Here is a 24206-nt window from a genome sequence, read left to right on the forward strand (position 1 = left end):
CACAGCTCTCTTCTATATTTACACCTGTCTCTTAAAACAAAAAAAGAACCGCTGGCAAAAGGCTTTGCAACGGTTCTTCCGATAAGATGATTATATCATGAATATCTATCTAAAAACAACTCTACGACCCACACTGTACATAGATGTTTAAGAGAGTTTCTCGTTCTCTACCAGCCTGCGCCACAATCTGTACAGGATTGCTTTGACTGATCGCAGTCGGATTGTTTCGCGGTTGCCACTCAGTCTCAGCTCATGTACTTCCGTTTCCTTGTCGCGTTCAGCAATGCCAATATACACCAGACCGACTGGCTTCCGTTCGGAATATCCAGGCCCAGCTACACCAGTAACTGAAAGTCCAAAATCGCTGTCCATGATCATTCTCGCCTGCTCCGCAAGCACAAGGGCTACTTCCTTACTCACTGCACCTGGCGCATGATCCCCTTCCAAATAATCATAAGGCACGTTGAGTAATTTCATCTTCATTTCATTGGAGTAGCACACGATGCCACCTTGAAACATAACAGCACTGCCAGGTATAGAAGTGATGTGTTCCATCAGCATTCCACCTGTACAGCTTTCTGCCGCACTCACAGTGAGTTCGCGTTTGGCCATTAGATCTACGATAACCTTCTCCAGCGCAACATCCTCGCTTGCATACATATACTCCGAAAGACGCTGCTGAATTTCTACTTCCGTAGCTGTCAGCTTAATTAATGCTTCACTTTCGCTTGCCGCCTTGGTGGATATGCGGATCGTGACTTCCCCTTCCTTGGCATAAGGGGCAATCGTGGGATCTGTCTGGGATTGGATTAGATCTAACAAATGGGTTTCAAGAGCTGACTCACCGATCCCTGCAAATTTTAGCATTTTCGAATAAATTGGCATTTCCTCACCGCTCAATGCCTGCTGAAGCAACCAAGGTTTCGCCTGGTTTGCAAACATAGGTTTGAGTTCCTTAGGCGGTCCAGGCAAAACTACATAAAATTTACCGTCCTGTGCAATCGCGTCGCCCACAGCTAGCCCTGTCTCATTTTCAAGCGGAGTAGCACCTTCAATAGAAAGCGCCTGCCGGCGGTTATTCTCGGTCATTTCTACCCCACGGTTACGGAAAAATTGATCTAGCTTGTCCATTGCAAGACGATCTATGTGCAATTTCCGCCCCAATACAGTCGCTATCGCCTCTTTCGTCAAATCATCCTGAGTCGGCCCCAGACCGCCGGAAAACAAAATAATATCCGCACGCTTCTGAGCAATTCTTATCGCCTCCTGAAGCCGATCTATGTTATCGCCAACCACAGTCTGAAAATATACATCGATTCCAATTGTAGCCAGCTCTTGTGACAAATATTGAGCATTTGTATTCACTATTTGTCCGAGCAATAACTCTGTTCCTACTGCAATTATTTCAGCTTTCATCAATTCTTCCTCCTGTACTGCAAATATTATGGGAATTATATAAAGAAACAGCAATAAGTTTAGTCCCTATTGCTGTTTCCATAAAATTTATCCTGTTAAACTTTGGAGGAGCTCAGCAAATGGATATTTTTCACGAAATAATCAATACCCGAATAAATGGTGATCAACACTGCTGCCCATATCGCTATTAAATCAAACGGTATACCAAGAAAAACAAACGGGAAATTATTAATGAGCAGCGCTACAATAGCAACGATCTGGATGATCGTCTTTAATTTGCCCCAATTGCTTGCAGCAACCACAGACCCATCCAGTAAGGCAATCTGACGCAGCCCCGTAACCGCAAATTCACGGCTAACAATCACAACGACAATCCATGAATCAATTTTCCCCATTTCTACCAAGGAAACCAAAATAGCGGTTACCAAAAGCTTATCAGCAAGGGGGTCCAACAGCTTGCCCAAATTGGTGACCATATTATTTTTACGTGCCAAATATCCGTCAAGACCATCCGTGCTGGCTGCTACAAGGAAAATGATAGCCGCAATCAGCTGATTATACGGCAGCTTGAAAGCTCCGATCTCAATCGGCGGCGGATAAAAATTAAAGTCCACCAGCAAAGCCAGCATCATCACCGGGATAAGGCAAATCCGCGTTATTGTAATTCTGTTGGGTAAATTCACAACACACTCTCCCCTGATTATCGTACTTGATTACAAATGGCAGTTTTCGGATTAAATTCAATCCTATGTAAATCGCTTTCGACGAGCGCTATACACCTGAATTGTCTGCATTTTCGTTACAAGTATAATATGGCGCAAAACGCATGTCAAAATAACCTGCCGCACATCAAGCAACGTTTTTTCCTGCAAAATATATGAGGGAAAACGGCTTTATTTCATGTTTGTAAATTGAAGCTCCAATGGCAAATCAGCTTTACGTAGCAATTGAATGATCGCCTGTAAATCATCCCTGTTTTTTCCAGTCACTCGGATTTGATCACCTTGAATCTGACTTTTGACTTTTAGCTTGGAGTCCCGAATAAGAATGTTAATTTTCTTGGCATTATCCTGATCAATTCCCTGCTTAAGCGAAAGGCGCTGACGCACTGAACCTAGAGAAGCGGGTTCCAATTTGCCATACTCCACATTTTTAAGGGACAGACCTCGTTTGGCCATTTTAGATTGCAAAATATCAATCACCGCATTTAGCTTGTACTCGTCTTCCGATGCAATCGTAAGAGCTTCTTTCTCAAGCTTGAGGCTACTTTTGCTATCCTTGAAATCAAATCGTGTTTCAATTTCACGCTCCGTCTGATGAACCGCATTTGTTAACTCCTGCATATCCATTTTGGAGACGATATCAAATGAATTTTCTGAAGCCATCGTTTCACTTTCCTTTCCACAACAAAGTTCAATATCTAATTATAGGCTAGTCATTTACAAAAATCCAATAATCCGTTGACTAAAAAGGCGTTCTTGCCAGTTTTCCTGACAAAAACGCCTTTATTTCAATTTACGGTCAAAATATCTAATTATGGCTTCGTGTTGGAGTTCGGAACATATCCAAAAGTCCAAGCACAATGTGAGCAAGACCAAAGCCCAGTATGCCATAGCCCCATGCATTCGGTGTCAGATAATAGCCCAGTAAACTGACAATTATACCGAGCCCAGTCACAATCCAGCTGACGGTCATAACGTATACACCTCACTTTGCGGAAAATGAAATGACTGCCTTTCCAGGAATTACAGTCATTAGTATTTCCTCGCACCCAGGCGTTTATTCACCATCAGTAGTTGTAGAATCTGTACCACTTTGTGCTGAATCCGTACTGCTACCAGTCGTAGAGTCTCCAGGTGAGCCCGTCACCCCTGCACTCGTTCCAGTCGAAGAGGCTTCTCCTTGCTGTATCAGTACACGAGTAGTCGATTTATTATCGGTTATCGGTTGACCTGCTACGGAGATATCTGTGGCAGAAGACCGTCCTGATTTGATATATAAACCTTCTGGTCCAATATCGAAAGACATGGCATCTCCACTTTTAGTCATACCGTAGCTCAGCTTTTCTCCACGGGAATTTTGTCCCTTGTACACTTCAAGCCAGCTTTCACCCGTAGCTTTAATATCAACCTTGGCTGTGGCTCCCGTTGCACTGGAAACTTTGAAAATCGTCGTCTTGCCTTGCTTGCCGTCCTGTGCCACAGTTACACCTTGTTGTGGTGTGGTCGTATCCGGCTGCTGTCCAGTATCTGGCGTAGTAGCATCCGTATTCCCCGTACCATCTGGCTGAGTTTGGCCGGTTTGCCCCGCATTAGGAGTCTGCCCACCAGCACCATTTGGAGCCGTCGTTTGTCCATTGTTCGGCTGTGTCGTAGTGGTATCAGGAGTAGACGTGCTTGGTGTTGTGCTTGGTGTTGTATTTGGTGTTGTAATCGGCGTGGTGTTTTCTACTGTTTTTGGAGTTGAATGGTTGTTACTCACCCAATAAGCATAAATAACCCCAACAATGAGAACTAGAAAAAGCCACATTAACGCTGTAGGCAACCATTTAAGATTACCAATCGTGGCAGGACGGCTGGAGCGTTTCTGTGTAACAGGCTCCATGACTGCTTCCGGTTCAGGTTCAGGCACATTGCTTTGATGTCCTTCCAGAAGCTCATCGGGATTCAACCCGACCGTTTCGGCGTATGTTTTAATAAAAGCTCTGACATAAAAGCTTCCCGGCAGCACTTTGTAATCGCCCGTCTCAATGGCTTCCAGATAACGTTTGCGTATCTTCGTCATTTCCTGAACATCGTCAAGGCTCAATCCTTTTTGCAGCCGGGCCTCCTTTAATTGCTGACCCAGTTCTGACATGTCATCATCTCCTTGTGTAATTACGCTTATTTAAAGATCTTCTGTATAACTGGCTGTAAAGGTATCATAAACAATTTCCTCAGCCGGATTATTGCGAAGTTCAATAATGATATTGAAATCGTCAAAGCTGTATCCCGATTCACGTACAAATACATCAGGATGCTCGATCACTTTAGTACTTGGCATGCTCATGATTTCCTGAAGCAGGTGATAATGTCTTTCATTTGATCGAATTGTACTCACAATACCATCAATAATAAACACATTGTTTGGGTTCATTTCTTCTTCAGAGAGCTGACTGCGCACCGTCTGTCGTAGTAACGTTGAAGACACAAAAGTCCAACGCTTCATTGCGCATACACTACTGGCAATAATGGATTCCGTTTTGCCCACACGTGGCATCCCGCGAAGACCGATCACTTGATTGCCGTCCCTCTTTAATACTTCACCCAAAAAATCGACCAGCAACCCAAGCTCGTCGCGTGTAAAGCGAAATGTTTTACGATCATCTGAATCCCGATCGATGTAACGGCCGTGTCTTACTGCCAATATATCAACCAGTCTCGGAGCACGTAAGGCCGTGACTGTAATGTTGCTCGCTTTTTTTAACGTGTCTCCGAGAATGCGTATCTTCTCGTCATCGTCCGTTTCAAGCAACATCCCCCGTCTTTCGCCTTCAACACCGTTGATTGTCAGTATATTAACCCCCAGAATACCAAGCATGGAAGCAATGTCTCCCAGCAGTCCGGGTCGATTTTTATGTATCTTGTACTCCATGTACCACTGTTTCGTTTCTTCCGTCACGTTAGCACCTCATTCACATTCAAACCGTCAACAACTCCAAGTCAAAGCATTATTGTATCATAAAATAACATCTTTCGACAAAACCAATTATTGAAATTCGATAGGCTACATTGTGTTGTAAGCCTCAATCACGTTTATGATATATAAATTACAATGGAATTACAAGAACAGCTCTGTAACCATTACAGAAAAGCCCCCAAAAGGGAGCTTTTCATGTTGGTTCCTACTTATGCGTTGCTCTTGGCCAATTTAACCATTAGCCGGGCGATGGTGTGACGCTCGTCCTCATCGGCAACTCCCCACAGTTCTTTCAGTGCGCGGTTGGAGTGGTTGGCTGGGTCGACCTTCTCATCCAGAAAATCACCGATTTCATAAGCAAGCTCTGAAATGGTATCTTGGCTGATCCCCAGCTTCTCCGCTTGCTCTACACGCTGACCAAGGAACTTTTTCCAAACATCAAAATTCTGAACAACTGTTGACATACTTAAATCCTCCTTAGATGATTCAGATTTAAAATCAACAGTTATAATATGCTCTTCTCAGACGCTTACTATACTGGTGGATTCCTCCAAGCGCTATTTCCCTTAAGTCACCCATCCTCCATTAGGACTTATGACCTGGCCATTAATATAACCTGACTCAGGAAGCGCAAGAAAATAAACCAGGGACGATATTTCATCAGGTCGAGCCAATCGTCCGGCAGGAATTTCTTCTTCCAAACTGGTAATTTCGCCTTCATCCAAATGATCCAGCATCGACGTATCCACTGCACCTGGAGCTACAGCATTCACTGTCACCCCGGAAGGTGCTACCTCTTGAGCCAGCGCTTTAGTGAAAGCGTTAATGCCTCCCTTGGTGGTGGAATACAACACCTCGCACGATGCGCCACATATCCCCCACACGGAGGAAACATTCACAATGCGGCCATAGCGTTGGGAAATCATATGTGGCATAAAAACCTGCGTGCACAGAAAGGTTCCCTTAACGTTGACGGCCATCACTTCGTCCCATTCCTCTTCCGAAACATCTGTCAACAGCCCATAATGAGATAATCCGGCGTTGTTCACAAGAATATCCGGCTTCATCCCGTGATTATCCAGCTTTTCCCGCATGCGTTCGATCTGCTCCTTGCTCCGCAGATCCGCTGACACGGTCATTACCTTGCCTGAATAAGCCATGCAACGACGGGCAACTTCATTTGCTTTTTCATGGGACTTCATGTAGTGAATGACAACATTCATCCCTACAGCTGCAAAACGCTCAGCAATAGCAGCACCAATTCCGCCACTCGCTCCTGTAATCAGCACGGTAGTATCGCCAATCGCTTTTAATTCTCCGCCCTCGGTGGTCATCATTTCCCTCTCCCTGGACATTACGGACTCACCACTAGTGATATTGCAAGTTGATCCCACTGGATATGGTCTTTTAGACGGCGATTTACATCCTCAAGCGTGATACTCTCATAAATAGGAAGCAGTTGGAAAAAATCACTGCCCCGGAAGCGATGTCTTGTAAATTCATGTGCAATATTTTCTGGTGAATTAAGTGTACGCAGATAACCACCGATTTTCTTTTTGCGTGCCCGCTCAAAATGTTCTGCTGCAAAGCCCTGCTTCTGAATGGACTCCACCTCTTCACGTATTCTCGCCAACAGCCGATCCGGGTCTTTGGTATCCCCGCCGATTGCAGAGAATGCATATTGCTGCGTACTATTGTACTCATGACCAAAACTGTCCGAAATCAGATCCTCATCGTAAAGCTTTTGATATAGTTGTGTACTGGAACCAAACAGGAGATCAAGCATCAGCTTGGTTTCCAGATCATGACGAAGTAATTCTTCACCCGTTAGGCCTACTTCCGCCTCCTTGAATCCAAACAGTAGCTTTGGCAGAGAAACGGCCAGCTTCACCTCACGACGTGGTTCTGCAACTGTAGTGGGTTCAACGTCGAAAATCCGCTCAATCTCTCCCTGCGGCTTATAGTCTTTTTTGGCCTGATTGTTACGTACCAGCTCTATTACTTCAGCTGGATCCACTCCGCCCACTACAAAAAGAATCATATTGCTTGGGTGGTAGAAAGCTTCATAGCAACTGTACAGTGTTTCCTTTGTAATCGTACTGATGGATTGAATAGTACCTGCGATATCAATATGCACCGGATGGACCTTGTACAACGCCTCGATCAGACCAAAGTAACTCCGCCAATCGGGGTTATCTTCATACATATTGATTTCCTGGCCGATAATGCCTTTTTCCTTCTCTACATTTTCATCTGTAAAGTAAGGATGCTGCACAAAATTGACCAGCGTGGTCAAATTTTCTTGAATACGCTCTGTTGCCGAAAACAGATATACTGTTTGATCAAAGCTCGTAAATGCGTTCGCCGATGCCCCATTAGAGGAAAAGGTAGCAAAAATATCGCCTTCAGGCTCTTCAAACATTTTATGCTCCAAAAAATGGGCTATGCCATCCGGCACCTTTACGGGCTGTCGACCTTCTACGCGGAAATGATTATCAACTGAGCCGTATTTAGTTGCAAATGTGGCGTATGTCTTCTGAAAACCCGGTTTGGGCAACACATAAACGTGTAAACCGTTATCCATTACTTCATAGTACAGCGTTTCCTGCAAATGCTCATAAGGTATATGCTCCACCGCTATTCCCCCTTCTGGTCTCTCAAGAAATAAATAGTGTCCAGTCGGAACGTCCGGGCGGCATCCTGAACATCCTGCACCTTGACTGCCTCCACCTGACTCAGCAGCTCATCTACTGTCCGCTCTTTACCGGAAAGCTGTCTGTTAAAATCATAGGCGATCATTTCAAAAGCGGAATCTTGCATCTCCTTCAGCAAGTTGCGAATCATCGCCTGCGTTTGGGTCATTTCCAGCTCAGTAATCGCTCCGTTTTGCGTATCTTCCAGTTGCTTGCGGATAATAGTAACCGCTTTTTCATAATTAGGAATTTCAATACCAGATTGAATCGTACCAATCCCTTTATGCCCGTCATACCGCGATGAAGCGTAATACGCCAAACTTTCCTTTTCCCTTACATTAACGAACAGCTTTGAATGCGGATACCCGCCTAGAATGCCGTTGTACATCAGAGCGGAAGCATAGCGATCGTCTCCATACGTAATAGGGGTGCGCAACCCCATGTTGAGCTTGCCCTGGTTCACATCAAGACGCTCTACAACGGTTTGAACATCACGCTCTACTGACTTGGGCTGTTCTGGAACATACCCTGCTTCCGCTGAACGGTTCAATTGAAAATAGCGATCAACAAACTTCTCAACTTCTTCTAGCGTCGTATCTCCCACAACGTATAAATCCATGCTGGCATGATTCAGCCATTCTCCATAAGCCTTATACAAGCTCTGTGCATCTATACTGTCCAGATCAGATCGTTGACCCAGAGGGTGCAGACGATAAGGCTCATCTTTGCACATTTCCTCCATACAGCGCTCACCAGCATAACGTATTTTATCGTTAACTATAGATTCCAGCTTCTTACGCACATTTTCTCGTTCCTGCTGGACGTATCCCGTTTGAAATGCACCATTTTCCAATGCAGGCTTCGTTAGCACTTCTCCGAGAAAAGAAAACGAACGATCCAGTAAACTATCTGGACTATTTACAAAGCTGTCATTAATCGTATCCATGCGAAATTGCACGATCTGATAATCTCCACGTTTGTATACATCGAATCCGAAACCCGCGCCATACAATTGCTCTAACTGTTCTCTGAATTGTGTAGTCTGCGGATACGATTCTGTCCCCCGTCGCAGAACGAAAGGTACCAGCCCCACTCGGGTTACGGTGTCCTCCCGTAGCGGAGTACCTACATACAATGATATAGCAAACGTCTTAAAGCGCTTGGTCGGCAGTACATGAATCCTCAGTTGTCTGCGTGTGCCACGCTCGAAACCTGTTTTGTTCAAGTCCAAAACTCCTTTGTGACGTCAATTTGCGTCTAGCCTTTGATTAGCATTAGCTGCTGTAAATCATCCTCCTGTAAAGAGGTAAAGTGTACCAATCTTTATTCTAACCATGCAAAAGCCAAGAAGCAACCGGAGACAAGCTCCCGGCTGCTTCGGCATTTTACATGCAGAAAATATGCTCCCCGATGGTTTTCACCTGCGGACGGGACCAAATCCATTTGGAGGTGGCTGTTTTGGGGTTAAAATAATAAAGACATCCCCCGCTTGGGTCCCAGCCGTTCAGGGCTTGGCGTACCGCCTTTTGTGCAGTTTCATTCGGTGTGAGCCAGATTTGGCCGTCTGCTACAGCTGTGAAAGCTCCTGGTTGAAAGATCACTCCAGATGGTGAATTGGGAAAGCTGGGTGACTTAACCCTGTTCAAAATAACAGCCGCGACGGCAACTTGTCCTTCAAATGGCTCGCCGCGGGATTCACCGTAAACCGCGTTGGCCATAATTTTAAGATCATTTTCAGATAGTCCCATGGTGTTGGCCGATCCCATCGTTTCATCATTTTGATCTGCTTTATCGTTATTGTCCGCTGTCTGTCCCTGAGCGGAACCTTGATTGTTACGATGCATAGGAGTTTCCGTAGGCTTCCAGTTAGGAGTAGCATTCACCAGCTTTAATTTCGTCTTTGCTCCGACCACTCCATCGGGACGGATGCCAAATTCCTTTTGAAAACCCTTGACAGCTTTTAGTGTACTGCTGCCAAAATGGCTGTCCACTTTCCCGCCAAAAAAGCCCAGCAACTTCAAACGTGATTGCAACTCATATACATCCTGACCGTAAGATCCAAAATCAACCGCTCCCGAGCTAAATGTCGGCTGGGAAGGTTGCGCCGCTTGTACTTTCTGCTGTGTGCTCAGCGGCTCTGCTTGCTGTTGTGCAGAGTCACTTTTAAAAAGTCCTGTGTACGTAATAGCCGAGGCTGCGAGGATACCAGTGCAAATCCAGACCATTGTCTTTTTCATATGCTGCGCTCTACCTTTCTTTTGTGGGATTAACAGGATGGCTACGTTTATTATGACAAGCTCCGCTTAAAGCTATTCACCCTTTTAATCTTCTTTCAGCAGGTAGTCGCCACACCTCAAAAAACATCACAAAAAAACGCTGTTTGTTCACTTGGAGTTGTCATATTAGAACAACCACCATGCGAACAAACAGCGTTTTAATGTAGTACTGGATAGAGATCATGCTTAGGAACTAACTTTATTTTGCTGATATTGCTCCATTGAGATAAGGACCTCACGGGGCTTGCTACCCTCGTAAGGGCCGATGACTCCGCGAGCTTCCATGGAGTCAATCAGTCGAGCAGCACGTGTATAACCGATCCGCATGCGGCGCTGAAGGAGCGAAACGGAAGCTTGTTTAGCCTCTAAAATGATGTTGACAGCCTGATCGTACAGCTCATCCAGCATTTCATCTGCATCAGCCGATACCTCTTCCACCTCCGGCACTAGCGTTTCATCATACTGCGCTTCACCCTGTTCACGTACATAGCTAACAATATTTTCGACTTCTTGATCGCTCATGAACGCTCCCTGAACGCGGACTGGTTTGGAAGCTCCCATCGGCATGAACAGCATATCACCACGTCCGAGTAGCTTCTCGGCTCCGCCCATGTCCAATATGGTACGTGAGTCTACCTGCGAGGAAACGCCAAAGGCAATACGTGAAGGAATATTGGCTTTAATCACCCCAGTAATTACGTCAACCGAAGGTCTTTGCGTTGCAATGATAAGGTGGATACCTGCTGCACGCGCCATTTGGGCAAGTCGTGCAATCGCATCCTCCACATCTCCCGCAGCTACCATCATTAAATCTGCCAACTCGTCCACAATAACGACAATGTAAGGCAGAAATGCATCCGGATTATCTTTCATCAGATTATTATAGCCCTCAATATTACGGGTTCCTGATTTGGAAAATAACTCATATCTTTTTTCCATTTCAACTACAATTTTCTTCAATGCAAGTGAGGCACGCTTTGGATCAGTCACGACCGGAGCCAACAAATGCGGGATTCCGTTGTACACGTTCAACTCCACCATTTTAGGATCGACCATCAAAAATTTGACCTCATCCGGCTTTGCTTTGTACAAAATACTCGTAATGATCCCATTGATACACACTGATTTACCCGAACCTGTTGCCCCAGCTACAAGCAGATGGGGCATCTTGGCCAAATTACCAACAATCGTCTGTCCTGCGATATCACGTCCGAATGCAATGGATAAATTGGAAGCTGACTCCTGGAAAACAGTTGTCTCCATTACCTCACGCATCGTTACAATGGAAACTTCATTATTCGGAACCTCAATTCCGATAGCAGATTTGCCAGGAATCGGAGCCTCCATACGGATATCTTTGGCAGCAAGCGCAAGCGCAATATCATCCGTCAGACTCACAATGCGGCTGACCTTCACTCCAATGTCCGGCTGAATTTCATAACGCGTTACGGCAGGGCCACGGACAACCTCCAGCACCTTCGCCCGCACACCGAAGCTTTCCAGCGTTGCCTCCAGCTTGCGTGCCGTTTGCATGTAATCCTTTTGTCCCATACCTTTGCCTGCGTTTTGTGGTTTAGCAAGCAAACGAAACGAGGGGAGCTTGTACGGTTTAGGCGGCGGCGGAGCCGGAATAGCTGTATGGGTACCTTCAGCCTCTTCGCCTGCCACCCCAGTTGCAATCGTCTGAGCTTGTCCCTGAGCACCTTCTAATGTCCCCTGGATCGTTGTCGAATCATCCATATCCGTATTCGCAGTGGCATCCACAAAGTCATCCTCCAGGGATTCGTCAATAATGGAAGTTGTCTGCTCTGCCCCTGTCAGGGACTCTCCAAATTCAGCTTCCGGTCTTCTTTCCTCATGCTTTACTTGTTCGAAGAAATCCCTAATAATCGGCGACCTTTTTACCGGAGTTGCAGCTTCCTGCTCAGCGTGTTCGACTACGTCAGACATCTCTTCACTCTGGTTGCCGTTTCTCCACTGGGCCTGCGCGTTCTCAGCTTCATATGGAAGATCATGATCATCCTCATCCGTATCGACGGAATGCTCCTCCTTGTCCGCTCTATCTGAATTTTTGAGACCAAACAACTGAAAGAAAATCGGCTGTTTGCGTGCAGGAGGCTGCATTTCGTCAAAGTCATCATCCATGTCTTCCTCATAGGCAGGAATGGGCTCCGACTTGATTTTTCTATTTCCACTACCTTTGCTAGATGCCGAAAGCGGAGTAGCTTTACCAGTCCATTTTTTGCGCACGCTTCCCCCGGCTGTCAGCAGCTTGGTCTTTACAATCCGCACCAAATCCACATAGGACAGTTGGGTCATCAGCATGAAACAAATGACGAACATAACAATCATGATCAGTTTAGCTCCCGTGAGACCAAACAGCCACAACAGAACAGTAAGCTGCAATGCGCCTACGTAGCCCCCGCTGATATCCTTGTTCAGCATTGAGGTATGACCCTGCTGGTCAGGCGATAGCAACTGCTCACGCATATCTATATGTATCTGGGTCATCACTCCGCCCGGCTGAAGCGCGTTGATCGGCCCCAAACGCTGCTCCATAGATGAAATAGAACTCATAAGTGTAAAGGCAAATACCAACAGGAGCAAACCCGTTTTACGCGAGTTCCACTGGTTCGGCCACTTGCGGTGAATCATCACCATCAGACCATAATAAATGCCAATGAGAGGGATAACAAAATAGAATTTCCCCAGTACGAGCCCAAACATCTTGGATAGCGACCGACCAACTGCCGCTTCACCCGACAACGCAATGACCGCTAATGTAATCAGCACAATGCCGTAAATTTCAAATTTTAGAACTCCGCCAAATGCGGCTTTCTTTTTTCTTTTTCTTCTTCTGGACATACAAGGTCACCCCCCAGAAGAATATTATACCACGTCACCCGGTATCCGCACATATGTTCTTTTTCAACAGTAAATGACCTATTTCTAAACTATTCGACACCTTCTACGACCACTCGATGACTTGACCTGGTCCATAACGCGGATTCAGGTAGGCTTCCAGTGGACAGTCCAACAACCGTACAATGATCCCCCGACGACTTTCAAGCGGCTGTACTTGCATAAGTAGACCGTCTACCCGTACCTCTGCAAACTCCTCAGCCTCTTTCCACATCCCTTGCCATACCATTTCCATTGGCATTACAGTATATAGTGTCATTGTGGTAGCTCCCCTGACAGTGTCTCTGTAGAAGTTCCTGTGGCACTAGGAGAAAAAGGAGCATACGGAGCCTGCTGTTGAATCCCAGCGATCCCGTTTTGCTGACGCCGCGTTTCAATAATGGTGTTCAGCTGTTTTAAAGCCTCTCCAATGCCTCCAACCGCGTCCATCAATCCATACTTCACTGCATCGGCTCCCCCAACCGCTGTACCAATATCGCGGTTTAACTCACCGGTTTTAAACATCAGTTCCTTAAACTGCTCTTCTGTAATACGAGAATGAGAAACGACGAAGCGTACAACACGTTCCTGCATTTTTTCCATGTATTCAAAAGTTTGTGGTACTCCAATGACCAGACCGTTCATACGAATGGGATGAATGGTCATCGTCGCACTCTCCGCAATGTAGGAATAAGTGGAAGACACAGCAATAGGCACACCGATGCTATGCCCCCCACCTATGACAATGGTCACCGTTGGTTTACTCATCGATGCGATCATTTCAGCAATAGCCAGTCCTGCCTCAACATCACCACCAACTGTATTCAGCAAAATCATTAATCCTTCGATACGAGGATTTTGTTCTGCCGCTACCAACTGGGGAATAATGTGCTCATATTTTGTCGTTTTGTTTTGAGGCGGTAAAATGAGATGCCCTTCAATCTGACCGATAATCGTCATGCAAAAAATATTGGACTCGCTTCCAGGCATGGAGGTTTGACCCAGCTGCTGCAAAGCCTCCATAGCAGGTAAAGCGGGTCTTTGCCCAATTTCTGGTTGATCTGGCGCTTCCGTTTCCTCGCTGCCAGATGATAGATTGCTGTATTGTTCCATATGAGTGATCTTCCTTTCGCTTTACGCATCTATATGACACGTATTCACCCTATAGTATGGGATGGAAATGGAATATTTTATACCCACCACCATGCCTTTCCTCGCCCTGAAAAATCAAAAAAGCCTCTCCTCCCGCGGAAACCGTCCAATATTTCCTGCGGGAAGAGAGGCGACTGTGTGCCTGTGACTTAAGTTTTTAATTCAGGTTTTTGAACAAATTTCAATTGAATCACACTTCCATTATAATTGGCAGGATCATCGGTCTGCGACGAGTTTGCTCATACAAGAAGCGACCCAGTGCATCCTTGACATTTGTCTTGAGGGAAGCCCATTCATTTACATTTTCACTCATGAGCTTATGCAGTGTACTTGAGACAATACGATTTGCTTCATCCAGCAAACCTTCCGATTCACGGACATATACGAAACCGCGGGAAATGATATCTGGTCCCGATTTAATCGTTCCGTCTTGCTTGCTCAGTGTAACAACAACCACCAAAATACCGTCCTGTGACAGCAATTTGCGGTCACGCAATACGATATTACCTACATCCCCTACGCCTAGTCCATCGATCAGTACGTTACCTGCTGTAACTTTACCAGCTCTGCGTGCTCCACCATTTTGAATTTCAATGACTTCACCGATATCCGTGATGAAGATATTTTCAGGCTCAATACCTACGCCTTCAGCAAGAAGAGCGTGACGACGTTGCATTCTGAACTCACCATGAATTGGCAAGAAGAACTTTGGTTTCATCAGATTCAGCATCAGCTTGAGTTCTTCCTGGCTTCCGTGTCCAGAAACGTGGATACCTGGATTAGCTGCGCTGTAATATACATTGGCACCCAGACGGAACAGTTCATCAATTGTGCGTCCAACGTATTTTTCATTACCCGGTACCGGAGTAGCTGCAATGATAACTGAATCCCCTGGAAGAATGTCAACCTTTCGATGTGTGGAACGAGCCATTCTTGTCAAAGCGGACATCGGTTCACCCTGACTGCCTGTGCAGAGAATAACTACACGATCCGCTGACATTTTGCCAACTTCTTCAGGCTCAATCAGCATTCCATCTGGAATTTCCAAATATCCCAAGTCCGAAGCAATACCTACGACATTAACCATGCTTCGACCAATAACTGTTACTTTACGTCCCGTTGCTTCAGCAGCATTAATTACCTGCTGAATACGATGTACGTTAGAAGCAAAAGTGGCTACGACCACACGCTGTCTCGACTTGCGGAAAATGTCTTCCAGGACAATACCAACGCTCTTTTCCGAAGGTGTAAAGCCCGGTTTCTCGGCATTTGTACTGTCTGACAAAAGCGCCAGTACGCCACGTGTGCCAATTTCAGCCATACGCTGCAAATCTGCATATTGTCCGTTCACCGGAGTATGGTCAAATTTGAAGTCACCTGTATGAACAACAGCGCCTTCAGGAGTATCAATACATACACCTACAGAATCCGGAATACTATGGTTGGTTCTGAAGAAAGTTGCTTTTAATGTGGAACCCAACTTGATTTCGGAATCAGCATTGATCAAAATACGTTTGGTTTCACCAAGCAGATTCGCTTCCTTCAGCTTATTTTCCACCAATCCCAGCGTCAATTTGGTACCATATACTGGTACATTCAAATGTTTCAACACGTAAGGCAAACCGCCGATATGGTCCTCGTGACCATGGGTCAGCACAATGCCTCTTACTTTGTCGCGGTTCTCTGTAAGGTAGGAAATATCAGGAATAACGATATCAATGCCCAGCATGTCCTCTTCCGGGAATTTCAGACCGGAATCCACCACGACAATGTCATTGCCGTATTGAACGACATACATATTTTTCCCGATTTCACCGACGCCGCCCAAAGCGAAAATCATCAATTTATCGTTGTTTGTTTTTTTAGACAAATGAATCTAAACCTCCTATGGTAGTTGGACGTCGTACCTTGATTTGTTTATTTAATTTTCAAAAAAATACCGCACCCAGTCACTTGACCCCATTATACATGATTAAAATAAGAAAAAACAAGTCATCCTGTTCGTTACGCTAGGTTTCCCATTGCCGTCTGAAACCATTAGTATCTGTCATTTTATCTACATGCATGGTTAAAAGCACAGCAAAAAGGACGTCCTATAAGAACGCCCTTCACGCTGGAGAACCTTGTCAGACAATAAACCCTATCGGTTTTGTACCTACCGACTGCCCTTAACAAGGATACTCCTTAGTATTAATTAACAGCTTACATTCCTATTTCTCTTTAGCGGGTAAATAATTTCTTAATAAATTCCGCTTCATCCTCAGTTGGAGGAATGAGTGGCAACCGAACCGAACCTACCTTAATCCCCCGTAATTCCAATGCATATTTTACTGCCACCGGATTAGGCAGAGGATGAGGACAGCCAAACAAACCCTTGAAAATCGGGAACAACTGCTGATGCAACTTGGCTGCCTCCTGCGAGTGTCCTCCTACAAGTGAATCGATCATCTGCTTCATTTCAGCACCTACCACATGACTCGCTACGCTGATAATACCATAAGCACCTACAGCCATAGCAGGCAACCCAGAAGCATCATCCCCGGAATAAACCAGAAAACCTTCTGGCGCTGCCGCTGCAATCTGTGTGACCTGCGCAAGTGATGCACATTCTTTAGTTCCCACAATATTCGGAATTTGTGCAAGACGCAGCGTTGTTTCAGCTGTTAGACTCGCTCCAGTACGGCTTGGAACATTATACAGTATAGCTGGAAGGGATGTGGAGTTTGCAATACTTTCGAAGTGTTGATACATCCCTTCCTGATTCGGTTTATTATAATATGGCACTACCAGTAGAACACCATCTGCTCCTGCCTGCTCCGCGGCACGGGTTAGATGAACGGAGTGACGCGTATTGTTGCTTCCAGTCCCGGCAATAATTTTACATCGTCCAGCTGCTTTTTCTACAACAAATGCAAACAACTTGATTTTTTCATCATCGCTCAGGGTAGGAGACTCCCCTGTTGTTCCAGATACAACAAGTGACTCTGAGTGCTGTTCTTCTATTAAGTAATCAATCAACGAGGACAATGCAGTCCAGTCAATCTCTCCTTGCTGATCAAAAGGTGTCACCATTGCGGTAATCAATCTGCCGAAGTTCACCATGCTGCCTCCTTTTTGCAAGTCCGAGCACGGACAATGCGCCTATTGATGGAGTTCAAATTTATTATGCAATGCGCGTACAGCCTGCACCATATCTTCTTTTTTAACAAGTACCCAGATCGTCGTGTTGGAATCTGCGGATTGAAGGATCTGTACGTCTGATTCTGCCAATGCCTCCACAATCGTCGCCATAATGCCTGGTACCCCGTTGATACCACCGCCTATGACAGAAACTTTAGCACACCCGGCCAGTATCTTAGGTTCTAGACCCAAACCGTTCAATACTTCAACCGCTTTGCTTCCATCATGATCGAACACAGTATAAACTGCCCCCGATGGCGTTACGTTAATAAAGTCAACGCTAATTCCATGTTCAGCCATAGATTTGAATACTTGTAATTGCAAGTGCTCCAAACCCGGCTTTAATTCAACATTAATCTGAGTGACATTGCCGACATACGCAATACCGGTCACGAAACGGTCTACGATGTCTGCCTGCACGTCTTTAAAGCCTTCCGGGTGGGTAACTAACGTACCTTCTCCTTCGGAGAAGGTAGAGCGAACACGGACCGGGATATTAGCCTGCATGGCGATTTCAACAGCACGAGGATGGATAACCTTTGCTCCCTGATGAGCCATATTACAAATCTCCGTATAGCTAACATGTGTAAGTGGCTTTGCGTTTTCCACAATGCGCGGATCGGCAGTCAATATACCATTCACATCCGTATAAATATCAACCATATCCGCATGTAGAGCAGCACCCAGAGCAGTAGCTGACGTATCGCTGCCTCCCCGACCCAAGGTAGTCATATCACCGTCTGCTGTTTGTCCCTGAAAACCTGTCACTATGACAACTCTGCCTTGGTTCAACTCTTCAACAACACGGTCTGGCTTTATATCCAAAATACGAGCATTGCCGTATTGATCATCCGTAATAAAGCCCGCCTGTGCCCCAGTTAGCACCGTAGCAGGAATACCTTCCTTCTCCATCAGGCTGCATAATGTAGCAGCAGAAATGATTTCACCACAGCACAGCAGTAAATCCCGTTCGCGCTTCGGAAGACTGTCGCCGTTAGACGCCGCCCAATCCAGCAGCGTGTCGGTGGCATAAGGCTCTCCTTTTCTCCCCATGGCCGACACAACAACAACCAATTGAAGATTTTGTTCCAGCTCCCGCTTCACATGTGCCAGCACAAGTTGACGTGCTTCAGGTGTGGACAGCGAGGTTCCCCCAAATTTTTGCACCAAAATACCCATTATTCTTCCCCCATATCGGAACGTTACTCCGCGTTTGCAGCAATAATTTCCGCGATTTGCACCGCGTTCCATGCTGCTCCTTTGAGCAGATTGTCGGATACGACCCACAAATTCAATCCACGGCTATTGCCCAAATCACGGCGCACACGACCCACAAATACGTCAGGTTTTCCTGCAGCTTCAGATGCCAGTGGATAAAGCTGAGCAGCAGGATCGTCCACTAGCGTTACTCCCGGTGCCGAAGCCAGCAGATTGCGGATTTCTTCTAAATCATAATCTTTTTTAAGTTCTACATACACAGATTCCGAGTGACCGTATACAACAGGAATACGCACACACGTTGCTGTTACGTCCACAGATTCGTCACCCAGTATTTTTTTCGTTTCACGTACCATTTTCATTTCTTCCAGTGTATAACCATTGTCCTGGAATTTATCGATTTGCGGGATAGCATTGAAAGCAATCTGATGCTTTACTGGCAACGAGCCTACTGGCAACAGATCAGGCTGAACTTCATCACCGTTCAGAATTGCTGCGCTTTGACGATTCAATTCATCAATAGCCCGGCTTCCAGCTCCGGAAACGGCCTGGTATGTGGATACTATGATACGAGAAATGCCATACTGATCATATAATGGTTTCAAAGCAGCTACCATCTGAATGGTGGAGCAGTTCGGGTTCGCAATAATTCCTTGATGCTCGGCAATTTTGTCGCTGTTCACCTCAGGCACTACTAGAGGAGCTGTCGGATCCATTCGGAATGCGTTGGTGTTGTCAATGCAAACTGCCCCATGACGAACAGCATGCGGCGCCAATTCCTTACTCACGTCTCCACCTGCACTAAACAAAGCAATGTCGATTCCTTCAAAGCTGTCGGGGGTAGCAATCTCTACTGGAATTTGCTGACCTTTAAAGCTAATTAACGTGCCGGCAGAACGAGGCGAAGAAAGAAATTTGATTTTGTCCACAGGAAAATCCCGTTTTTCCAGCAGATTTACGATCTGTTCTCCTACAGCGCCTGTCGCTCCAACGACAGCTACATTAAACTTTCTATTGCTCATCTGGTGTATCTCCCCTTCTCGACTAAAAAACCATTTTTTATTCTGAAAGCATCCACCGCCACAAGAAATTAGACCCGATACAATATCGAATCATTTTCTAGGCGAGGGATGCTCAGCAGTTAACTATAATACTTCATGGGGTCTTGCGTTCCACAATCATCGGCTGAAGTTGTTTGCCCTGCAATGCTTCATAAGCAGCCTCCGGAATCAACTCCATGTTAGCTACAAGCGAGTTCGGCTTTTTAACTGGATTGTCCTGTCCGAACGGCACAAAAAAGATGTTTTTGGCTACGAGTAATTTGGCGATATTGGCAGCATTTAGACCCAGTCCATCATTAGTAGATATAGCTAAAAGAAGTGGACGACCGTTGCGCAATTGCGCCTTGGCAGCCATCAAAACCGGACTGTCTGTCATTGCATTCGCTAACTTACTCATCGAATTCCCCGTCAAAGGTGCAATCACCAGCACATCGAGTATTTGGGAGGGACCCAGTGGCTCAGCCTCCACAATTGTAGAAATGATATCATTCCCTGTTATATCTTTCAACTGTTTTTGCCAACTTTGCGAAGTACCAAAGCGCGTATCCGTTGTTAGTACTGTATTGGATATAATAGGAACGACCTTCGCACCCTCATCAACAAAGCGCTGTATAACAGGCATTACCTCTTCAAATGTGCAATGTGAGCCTGTAATTGCATAACCTACTGTTTTCCCTTGCCAACTCATTGTGCATCCCCCCGATCAGGATTATCTTCCATTAACAACTGCACCAGCGTATTCGCTATAATGGCACCAGCAGTTTTGGGAGCAACAATACCGGGAAGACCAGGGGCAAGCATAGCCTTGATTCCACGCTTTTCCGCATAACGGAAATCACATCCGCCCGGGGCGGAAGCAAGATCTATAATCACGGTGCTCAATGGCAATTTAGACAGGATTTGCGCTGTGATAATCATAGAGGGTATCGTATTAAAAATCAAGTCAACTCCCTTTGTCTCATGCGCCAAATCCCTTGTCATAAAAGGCTTCCAACCCATTTCCACGGCTCTCGCTGCATCCTCTGCCCGCCGTACTCCAACCTTCACTCTGGCTCCCAACCCCTGTAGTGCCCTTGCCATGGTAAATCCAGTCCGTCCCATGCCTAGAACCATACAATCTGCACCGTGAATCGTAAAATCAGTATGCTGAATGGCCATCATCAGTGCGCCTTCGGCCGTAGGTATAGAGTTGTATATGGCCACATCATCTCTCTCCAGCAGCTCTACCAGCTTTAACTCATGTCTGGTACAAATTTCTTTTAAGTACGTCCGCGCCATCCCTGTATATACAACGCAATGCGGTGGAAGAGCAGCAGCATGTTCATTCAGAAACTGGAGCTTCTGTGCTCCGAAAAGTGCATTTACGTTGCCTTCCTCATCGCATCCCACCACCGGCAAAATCAGTGCGTCTGACGATTCCAGCAGCTTGACAGACATTGGTTCTAGTGTCACTCCTTTGAGTGGTACTTCAAGCTTGTCAAAACCGACCACACTGACGGTAGCATCCATGTCCACACATTTGCGGATTACCTCAAGCTGCCTCGCATCGCCTCCCAAAACAACGACGCGTATTCCTGTTAGCATCCGGATCACTCCTTTCCGAGACACGATATGCTTTTAGTCTATGCGAGTGCCCTGAGAGGGGTGAAAAAACACAAAAAAAAGCCGCCCCTTTATGAGGCGACCTTTATTTGCATGCTTACTCCTAAGCAAGTAAATTTGAAGCTTTTACAAAATAGACATTCGTACATTGCAAACCAACCATAGCCTCAGCGTCCTGTATGTCCAAAGCCTCCAGCACCACGCACTGTTTCAGATAATTGGTCTACTTGTTTCAACTCTACCTCAGGTACAACCTGAAATACCATTTGCGCAATTCGCTCATTGCGCGTAATCGTAAACGATTCCTCGCCCAAATTAATAAGAAGTACCTTAATCTCCCCACGATAATCCGCATCAATCGTTCCCGGTGTATTGAGACAAGTAATACCATGCTTAAGAGCCAGTCCACTCCGCGGACGGATTTGTGCCTCCAATCCCGCTGGCATAGCTATTGCAAATCCAGTTGGAACGAGGCAACGTTTGCCGGGTTCCAGTACCAGATTTTCCTGTACTGCTGCATACAAGTCAAACCCTGATGCAAGCTCTGACATTTTGCGGGGCAGCTCAATATCTTCATTGCCCGCAAGTCTGTTAATTTCCACGTAAGTTAGCAAAATAGTCCCTCCTCATATCCTTTACCGCTGAATCACTCGCTCCCACCATCGACAGGGCAAACGGCTCCGAGAACATCCGATCCAGCACTTTGTTCACATCATTTGCCGTCACTTGCTCGATATGTTCGATCATTTGATCCAGCGTATAATGCTGACCAAGCATTAATTCATTTTTTCCAAGCCGATTCATCCGGCTACCTGTACTTTCAAGGCTTAAAATCAAACTTCCTTTTAATTGCTCCTTGCCTTTACGAAGCTCATTAGCGTCCAAACCGTTGACAGCCACATCTCGTAAAAGCTCCAGCGTCAAATCCAGCACGTCCTTTGTTTGCTTAGGAGCCGTACCTGCATAGATCGTGAACAACCCACTGTCCGCATGGGAGCTATGATAGGAATAGACCGAATAAGCCAGCCCACGCTTTTCCCGAATTTCTTGAAATAAACGCGAACTCATGCCACCGCCGATCGCGTTATTCAGCAAAACCATAGCATACTGGAGCTCGTCACCCACTGCAAATCCAGGCAGGGATAAACAAATATGATTTTGCTCCGTTGCTTTCTCATGATACAACAGCTCGCCGTTAAACACAGGTACTGTCAGCGGCGAAACGGTTCCATGATTATCAAAATGTCCAAAATGTCGCTCCAACAATTCTACCAAGCGATCGTCAACATTACCAGCCACACTGATAACTGTATTGTCGATTGTATAATGCTCCTTCATATAATGACTGAGGTGTGAGCTATCCATAGCAAGCAGGTGATCTTCGGTTCCGAGAATCGGATAAGCCAGTGGATGTTCACCATAGGCCGCGCGAGATACAAGATCATGCACCATATCATCCGGTGTATCCTCGTACATGGAGATTTCCTCCAAAATCACATTCTTCTCTTTTGCCAACTCTTCCTGATCTAGTTTGGAATTAAAAAACATATCAGACAGCACATCAACTGCGATCGGTAGATGCTCATCCAACACTTTGGCATAATAGCATGTATATTCCTTCGAAGTGAAAGCATTAACATTGCCTCCGATGGCATCGAATTGCTCAGCGATTTCCTTAGCGTTAAAACGCTCTGTTCCTTTGAAAAGCATGTGTTCGATAAAATGAGAAATACCGCTATTGTCCAGCGTTTCATTCCGGGAGCCCGTTTTAACCCAGATACCGAAAGAAACTGAACGCACGGTTGGAATTTTTTCAATGACCACTCTTAGGCCGTTTTTGAGTTGAATTCTTTCCACGATTGGCCCTCCTAAACTGAATTGCATACTTAGCCATAATGTTCAATCCTAACAGAAAAAAGCCGTTCACTCAACCGGAGCAGGTAGTTGCCGATCAGGGGAAAGTGTCTGACTGACAGTTCCGAGCACAAGTCCCTTACTACGAATGGCATGAATCATGCCTTTGAGAGCAGCCGCTGAAGAATCTGTTGGGTGCATTAATATCAGGGAGCCTGATTCAACCTTACTACTGATTTTGTTAATTACCGATTCCGGTGACGGATGTTTCCAATCTACAGTGTCCAATGTCCACAACACTGTTTTGAGCCCACGTTCTGCTGCTATATCCACCGTTTGCTGATTAAAATCACCCGATGGAGGGGCAAACCAGTTATTTTTGATACCCAAAGTTTCTTGAAGAAGCACTTGAGTCTTTTCAATTTCTTGTGTGGCTCTGGTCCGACTCAGACGGCTCATATTCGGATGAGAGTATGCATGGTTCGAAAGCTCATGCCCTCTTTTTTGAATCTCCTTGGCGAGATCAGGATTTTTTTTCAACCAACTTCCATCAAGAAAAAATGTAGCCTTGACCTTTTCCTGATCCAGCGTGTTCAATATCGGCAAGATAAATTCATTCCCCCATGCTACATTGATCATGAAAGATACCATCGGCTTTTCGGGATTCCCCCTGTAAATTGGAACATTACCAAGCTGATTTAAATGTATTTTAGGTGCCAATTGCCGATATACATATTGAATGGGTCGATCCGGAGATGCAATCGCTTTGCGATAGGTAGCATCCAAATCTACCTCCAGTCCGTTATAGCCTGGAATAGCCTTCCATACCCTGTCGATCTTGGCATCAACTGGTTCCCGCCGCTGACGTGCTGCTTCTGTTCTTAGTCGCTGCATAAGCGCATTGTCGGGCAAAGCTGCTATCGCCATCGTGGTTACAGCCTCTGGCTCTTTAACCCCTGTAACGTCTCCATTGCGTAATTGACTAGCGTAGTCACGAACCCCACTAAACTGCCCGATTACGAGTGTGATGGCTAAACTGGCTACCACCCACACTGCTCGTTTTGCCCTACTCATAATTCCTTCATCCCCCCGCCCGTTTGTCCACATTGTATGCGGCGAGGACAAGAACTATGACGTAGCAAGCTCTAGAAGCTCACTTAGGTGCAGCTTGTGCA

At 45.9% G+C, this 24206-nt stretch carries 23 protein-coding genes; all 23 read right to left on the reverse strand.

Features of this window, described 5'->3' with window-relative positions:
- Positions 1-147: 147 nt before the first annotated feature.
- The 23 genes from C1T21_RS07810 to C1T21_RS07915 all read right to left on the reverse strand — a co-directional run bounded on the left by C1T21_RS07810 (position 148) and on the right by C1T21_RS07915 (position 24105).
- Positions 148-1416 (reverse strand): competence/damage-inducible protein A, encoded by a 1269-nt coding sequence (locus tag C1T21_RS07810; protein ID WP_103047843.1) that lies wholly within the window; start codon positions 1414-1416, stop codon positions 148-150.
- A 95-nt stretch (positions 1417-1511) separates the two neighbouring features.
- On the reverse strand, positions 1512-2099 hold the full coding sequence (gene pgsA, locus C1T21_RS07815) for a CDP-diacylglycerol--glycerol-3-phosphate 3-phosphatidyltransferase (RefSeq protein WP_103047844.1): 588 nt from the start codon (positions 2097-2099) through the stop codon (positions 1512-1514).
- 210 nt (positions 2100-2309) lie between these two features.
- Positions 2310-2801 (reverse strand): YajQ family cyclic di-GMP-binding protein, encoded by a 492-nt coding sequence (locus C1T21_RS07820; RefSeq protein ID WP_013309953.1) that lies wholly within the window; start codon positions 2799-2801, stop codon positions 2310-2312.
- A 145-nt stretch (positions 2802-2946) separates the two neighbouring features.
- The gene (locus tag C1T21_RS27285; RefSeq protein ID WP_023988236.1) at positions 2947-3111 is read right to left on the reverse strand and encodes a hypothetical protein; all 165 of its coding nucleotides are present in this window, start codon (positions 3109-3111) and stop codon (positions 2947-2949) included.
- A gap of 84 nt (positions 3112-3195) precedes the next feature.
- Positions 3196-4272 carry a RodZ domain-containing protein gene (locus tag C1T21_RS07825; RefSeq protein WP_103047845.1) on the reverse strand — a complete coding sequence of 359 codons (1077 nt, stop codon included), beginning with the start codon at positions 4270-4272 and terminating at the stop codon, positions 3196-3198.
- 30 nt (positions 4273-4302) lie between these two features.
- Complete coding sequence (locus C1T21_RS07830; protein WP_250244779.1) at positions 4303-5076, reverse strand: DUF3388 domain-containing protein; 774 nt, start codon at positions 5074-5076, stop codon at positions 4303-4305.
- Positions 5077-5303: 227 nt separating this feature from the next.
- A complete protein-coding gene (locus C1T21_RS07835; protein ID WP_013309950.1) occupies positions 5304-5558 on the reverse strand; it encodes a DUF3243 domain-containing protein in 255 nt (84 codons plus the stop codon).
- Between the two features lie 102 nt (positions 5559-5660).
- Entirely contained in the window at positions 5661-6428 is a 768-nt protein-coding gene (ymfI, locus tag C1T21_RS07840) for an elongation factor P 5-aminopentanone reductase (protein WP_023988234.1), read from the reverse strand.
- Positions 6429-6448: 20 nt separating this feature from the next.
- Positions 6449-7729: an EF-P 5-aminopentanol modification-associated protein YfmH gene (gene yfmH, locus C1T21_RS07845; RefSeq protein WP_103047846.1), complete on the reverse strand. Its 1281-nt coding sequence runs from the start codon at positions 7727-7729 to the stop codon at positions 6449-6451.
- 2 nt (positions 7730-7731) lie between these two features.
- The gene (gene yfmF, locus C1T21_RS07850) at positions 7732-9012 is read right to left on the reverse strand and encodes an EF-P 5-aminopentanol modification-associated protein YfmF (RefSeq protein ID WP_103047847.1); all 1281 of its coding nucleotides are present in this window, start codon (positions 9010-9012) and stop codon (positions 7732-7734) included.
- 160 nt (positions 9013-9172) lie between these two features.
- Positions 9173-10024, reverse strand: coding sequence for a spore cortex-lytic enzyme (gene sleB, locus C1T21_RS07855; protein ID WP_103047848.1), 852 nt, complete (start codon positions 10022-10024; stop codon positions 9173-9175).
- A 225-nt stretch (positions 10025-10249) separates the two neighbouring features.
- Positions 10250-12928, reverse strand: coding sequence for an FtsK/SpoIIIE family DNA translocase (locus C1T21_RS07860; protein WP_103047849.1), 2679 nt, complete (start codon positions 12926-12928; stop codon positions 10250-10252).
- Between the two features lie 103 nt (positions 12929-13031).
- Positions 13032-13244: a YlzJ-like family protein gene (locus C1T21_RS07865; protein WP_061829428.1), complete on the reverse strand. Its 213-nt coding sequence runs from the start codon at positions 13242-13244 to the stop codon at positions 13032-13034.
- Positions 13241-14077: a ClpP family protease gene (locus C1T21_RS07870; RefSeq protein ID WP_103047850.1), complete on the reverse strand. Its 837-nt coding sequence runs from the start codon at positions 14075-14077 to the stop codon at positions 13241-13243. The genes C1T21_RS07865 and C1T21_RS07870 overlap by 4 nt, the downstream gene beginning before the upstream one ends.
- 229 nt (positions 14078-14306) lie before the next feature.
- A complete protein-coding gene (locus tag C1T21_RS07875) occupies positions 14307-15986 on the reverse strand; it encodes a ribonuclease J (protein WP_013309942.1) in 1680 nt (559 codons plus the stop codon).
- 350 nt (positions 15987-16336) lie between these two features.
- On the reverse strand, positions 16337-17218 hold the full coding sequence (gene dapA, locus C1T21_RS07880) for a 4-hydroxy-tetrahydrodipicolinate synthase (protein ID WP_103047851.1): 882 nt from the start codon (positions 17216-17218) through the stop codon (positions 16337-16339).
- A 39-nt stretch (positions 17219-17257) separates the two neighbouring features.
- Positions 17258-18475 carry an aspartate kinase gene (gene dapG, locus C1T21_RS07885; protein ID WP_013309940.1) on the reverse strand — a complete coding sequence of 406 codons (1218 nt, stop codon included), beginning with the start codon at positions 18473-18475 and terminating at the stop codon, positions 17258-17260.
- Positions 18476-18498: 23 nt separating this feature from the next.
- Positions 18499-19536 (reverse strand): aspartate-semialdehyde dehydrogenase, encoded by a 1038-nt coding sequence (locus tag C1T21_RS07890; RefSeq protein ID WP_013309939.1) that lies wholly within the window; start codon positions 19534-19536, stop codon positions 18499-18501.
- A 133-nt stretch (positions 19537-19669) separates the two neighbouring features.
- Positions 19670-20263 carry a dipicolinate synthase subunit B gene (locus C1T21_RS07895; protein ID WP_029517031.1) on the reverse strand — a complete coding sequence of 198 codons (594 nt, stop codon included), beginning with the start codon at positions 20261-20263 and terminating at the stop codon, positions 19670-19672.
- Complete coding sequence (gene dpsA, locus C1T21_RS07900; RefSeq protein WP_103047852.1) at positions 20260-21159, reverse strand: dipicolinate synthase subunit DpsA; 900 nt, start codon at positions 21157-21159, stop codon at positions 20260-20262. Before dpsA ends, C1T21_RS07895 begins: the two co-directional genes overlap by 4 nt.
- Positions 21160-21344: 185 nt before the next feature.
- Positions 21345-21791 (reverse strand): dUTP diphosphatase, encoded by a 447-nt coding sequence (gene dut / locus C1T21_RS07905; protein ID WP_013309936.1) that lies wholly within the window; start codon positions 21789-21791, stop codon positions 21345-21347.
- The gene (locus C1T21_RS07910; protein ID WP_103047853.1) at positions 21769-23034 is read right to left on the reverse strand and encodes a M16 family metallopeptidase; all 1266 of its coding nucleotides are present in this window, start codon (positions 23032-23034) and stop codon (positions 21769-21771) included. The genes dut and C1T21_RS07910 overlap by 23 nt, the downstream gene beginning before the upstream one ends.
- A 66-nt stretch (positions 23035-23100) precedes the next feature.
- Positions 23101-24105 carry a polysaccharide deacetylase family protein gene (locus C1T21_RS07915; protein ID WP_180984566.1) on the reverse strand — a complete coding sequence of 335 codons (1005 nt, stop codon included), beginning with the start codon at positions 24103-24105 and terminating at the stop codon, positions 23101-23103.
- Positions 24106-24206: the final 101 nt, after the last annotated feature.

The sequence above is a fragment of the Paenibacillus sp. F4 genome (genome assembly GCF_002894905.1).
Taxonomy (GTDB): Bacteria; Bacillota; Bacilli; order Paenibacillales; family Paenibacillaceae; genus Paenibacillus; species Paenibacillus polymyxa_B.

What these genes read in the sequence shown, in the direction of transcription:
- sleB (WP_103047848.1), bottom strand. Translation starts at nt 10,024, where the DNA reads ATGAAAAAGACAATGGTCTGGATTTGCACTGGTATCCTCGCAGCCTCG.
- C1T21_RS07825 (WP_103047845.1), bottom strand. Translation starts at nt 4,272, where the DNA reads ATGTCAGAACTGGGTCAGCAATTAAAGGAGGCCCGGCTGCAAAAAGGA.
- C1T21_RS07870 (WP_103047850.1), bottom strand. Translation starts at nt 14,077, where the DNA reads ATGGAACAATACAGCAATCTATCATCTGGCAGCGAGGAAACGGAAGCG.
- C1T21_RS07895 (WP_029517031.1), bottom strand. Translation starts at nt 20,263, where the DNA reads ATGAGTTGGCAAGGGAAAACAGTAGGTTATGCAATTACAGGCTCACAT.
- C1T21_RS07820 (WP_013309953.1), bottom strand. Translation starts at nt 2,801, where the DNA reads ATGGCTTCAGAAAATTCATTTGATATCGTCTCCAAAATGGATATGCAG.
- C1T21_RS07890 (WP_013309939.1), bottom strand. Translation starts at nt 19,536, where the DNA reads ATGAGCAATAGAAAGTTTAATGTAGCTGTCGTTGGAGCGACAGGCGCT.
- C1T21_RS07810 (WP_103047843.1), bottom strand. Translation starts at nt 1,416, where the DNA reads ATGAAAGCTGAAATAATTGCAGTAGGAACAGAGTTATTGCTCGGACAA.
- ymfI (WP_023988234.1), bottom strand. Translation starts at nt 6,428, where the DNA reads ATGACCACCGAGGGCGGAGAATTAAAAGCGATTGGCGATACTACCGTG.
- dapA (WP_103047851.1), bottom strand. Translation starts at nt 17,218, where the DNA reads ATGGTGAACTTCGGCAGATTGATTACCGCAATGGTGACACCTTTTGAT.
- dpsA (WP_103047852.1), bottom strand. Translation starts at nt 21,159, where the DNA reads ATGCTAACAGGAATACGCGTCGTTGTTTTGGGAGGCGATGCGAGGCAG.
- C1T21_RS07835 (WP_013309950.1), bottom strand. Translation starts at nt 5,558, where the DNA reads ATGTCAACAGTTGTTCAGAATTTTGATGTTTGGAAAAAGTTCCTTGGT.
- dapG (WP_013309940.1), bottom strand. Translation starts at nt 18,475, where the DNA reads ATGGGTATTTTGGTGCAAAAATTTGGGGGAACCTCGCTGTCCACACCT.
- C1T21_RS27285 (WP_023988236.1), bottom strand. Translation starts at nt 3,111, where the DNA reads ATGACCGTCAGCTGGATTGTGACTGGGCTCGGTATAATTGTCAGTTTA.
- C1T21_RS07860 (WP_103047849.1), bottom strand. Translation starts at nt 12,928, where the DNA reads ATGTCCAGAAGAAGAAAAAGAAAAAAGAAAGCCGCATTTGGCGGAGTT.
- C1T21_RS07865 (WP_061829428.1), bottom strand. Translation starts at nt 13,244, where the DNA reads ATGACACTATATACTGTAATGCCAATGGAAATGGTATGGCAAGGGATG.
- C1T21_RS07915 (WP_180984566.1), bottom strand. Translation starts at nt 24,105, where the DNA reads ATGAGTAGGGCAAAACGAGCAGTGTGGGTGGTAGCCAGTTTAGCCATC.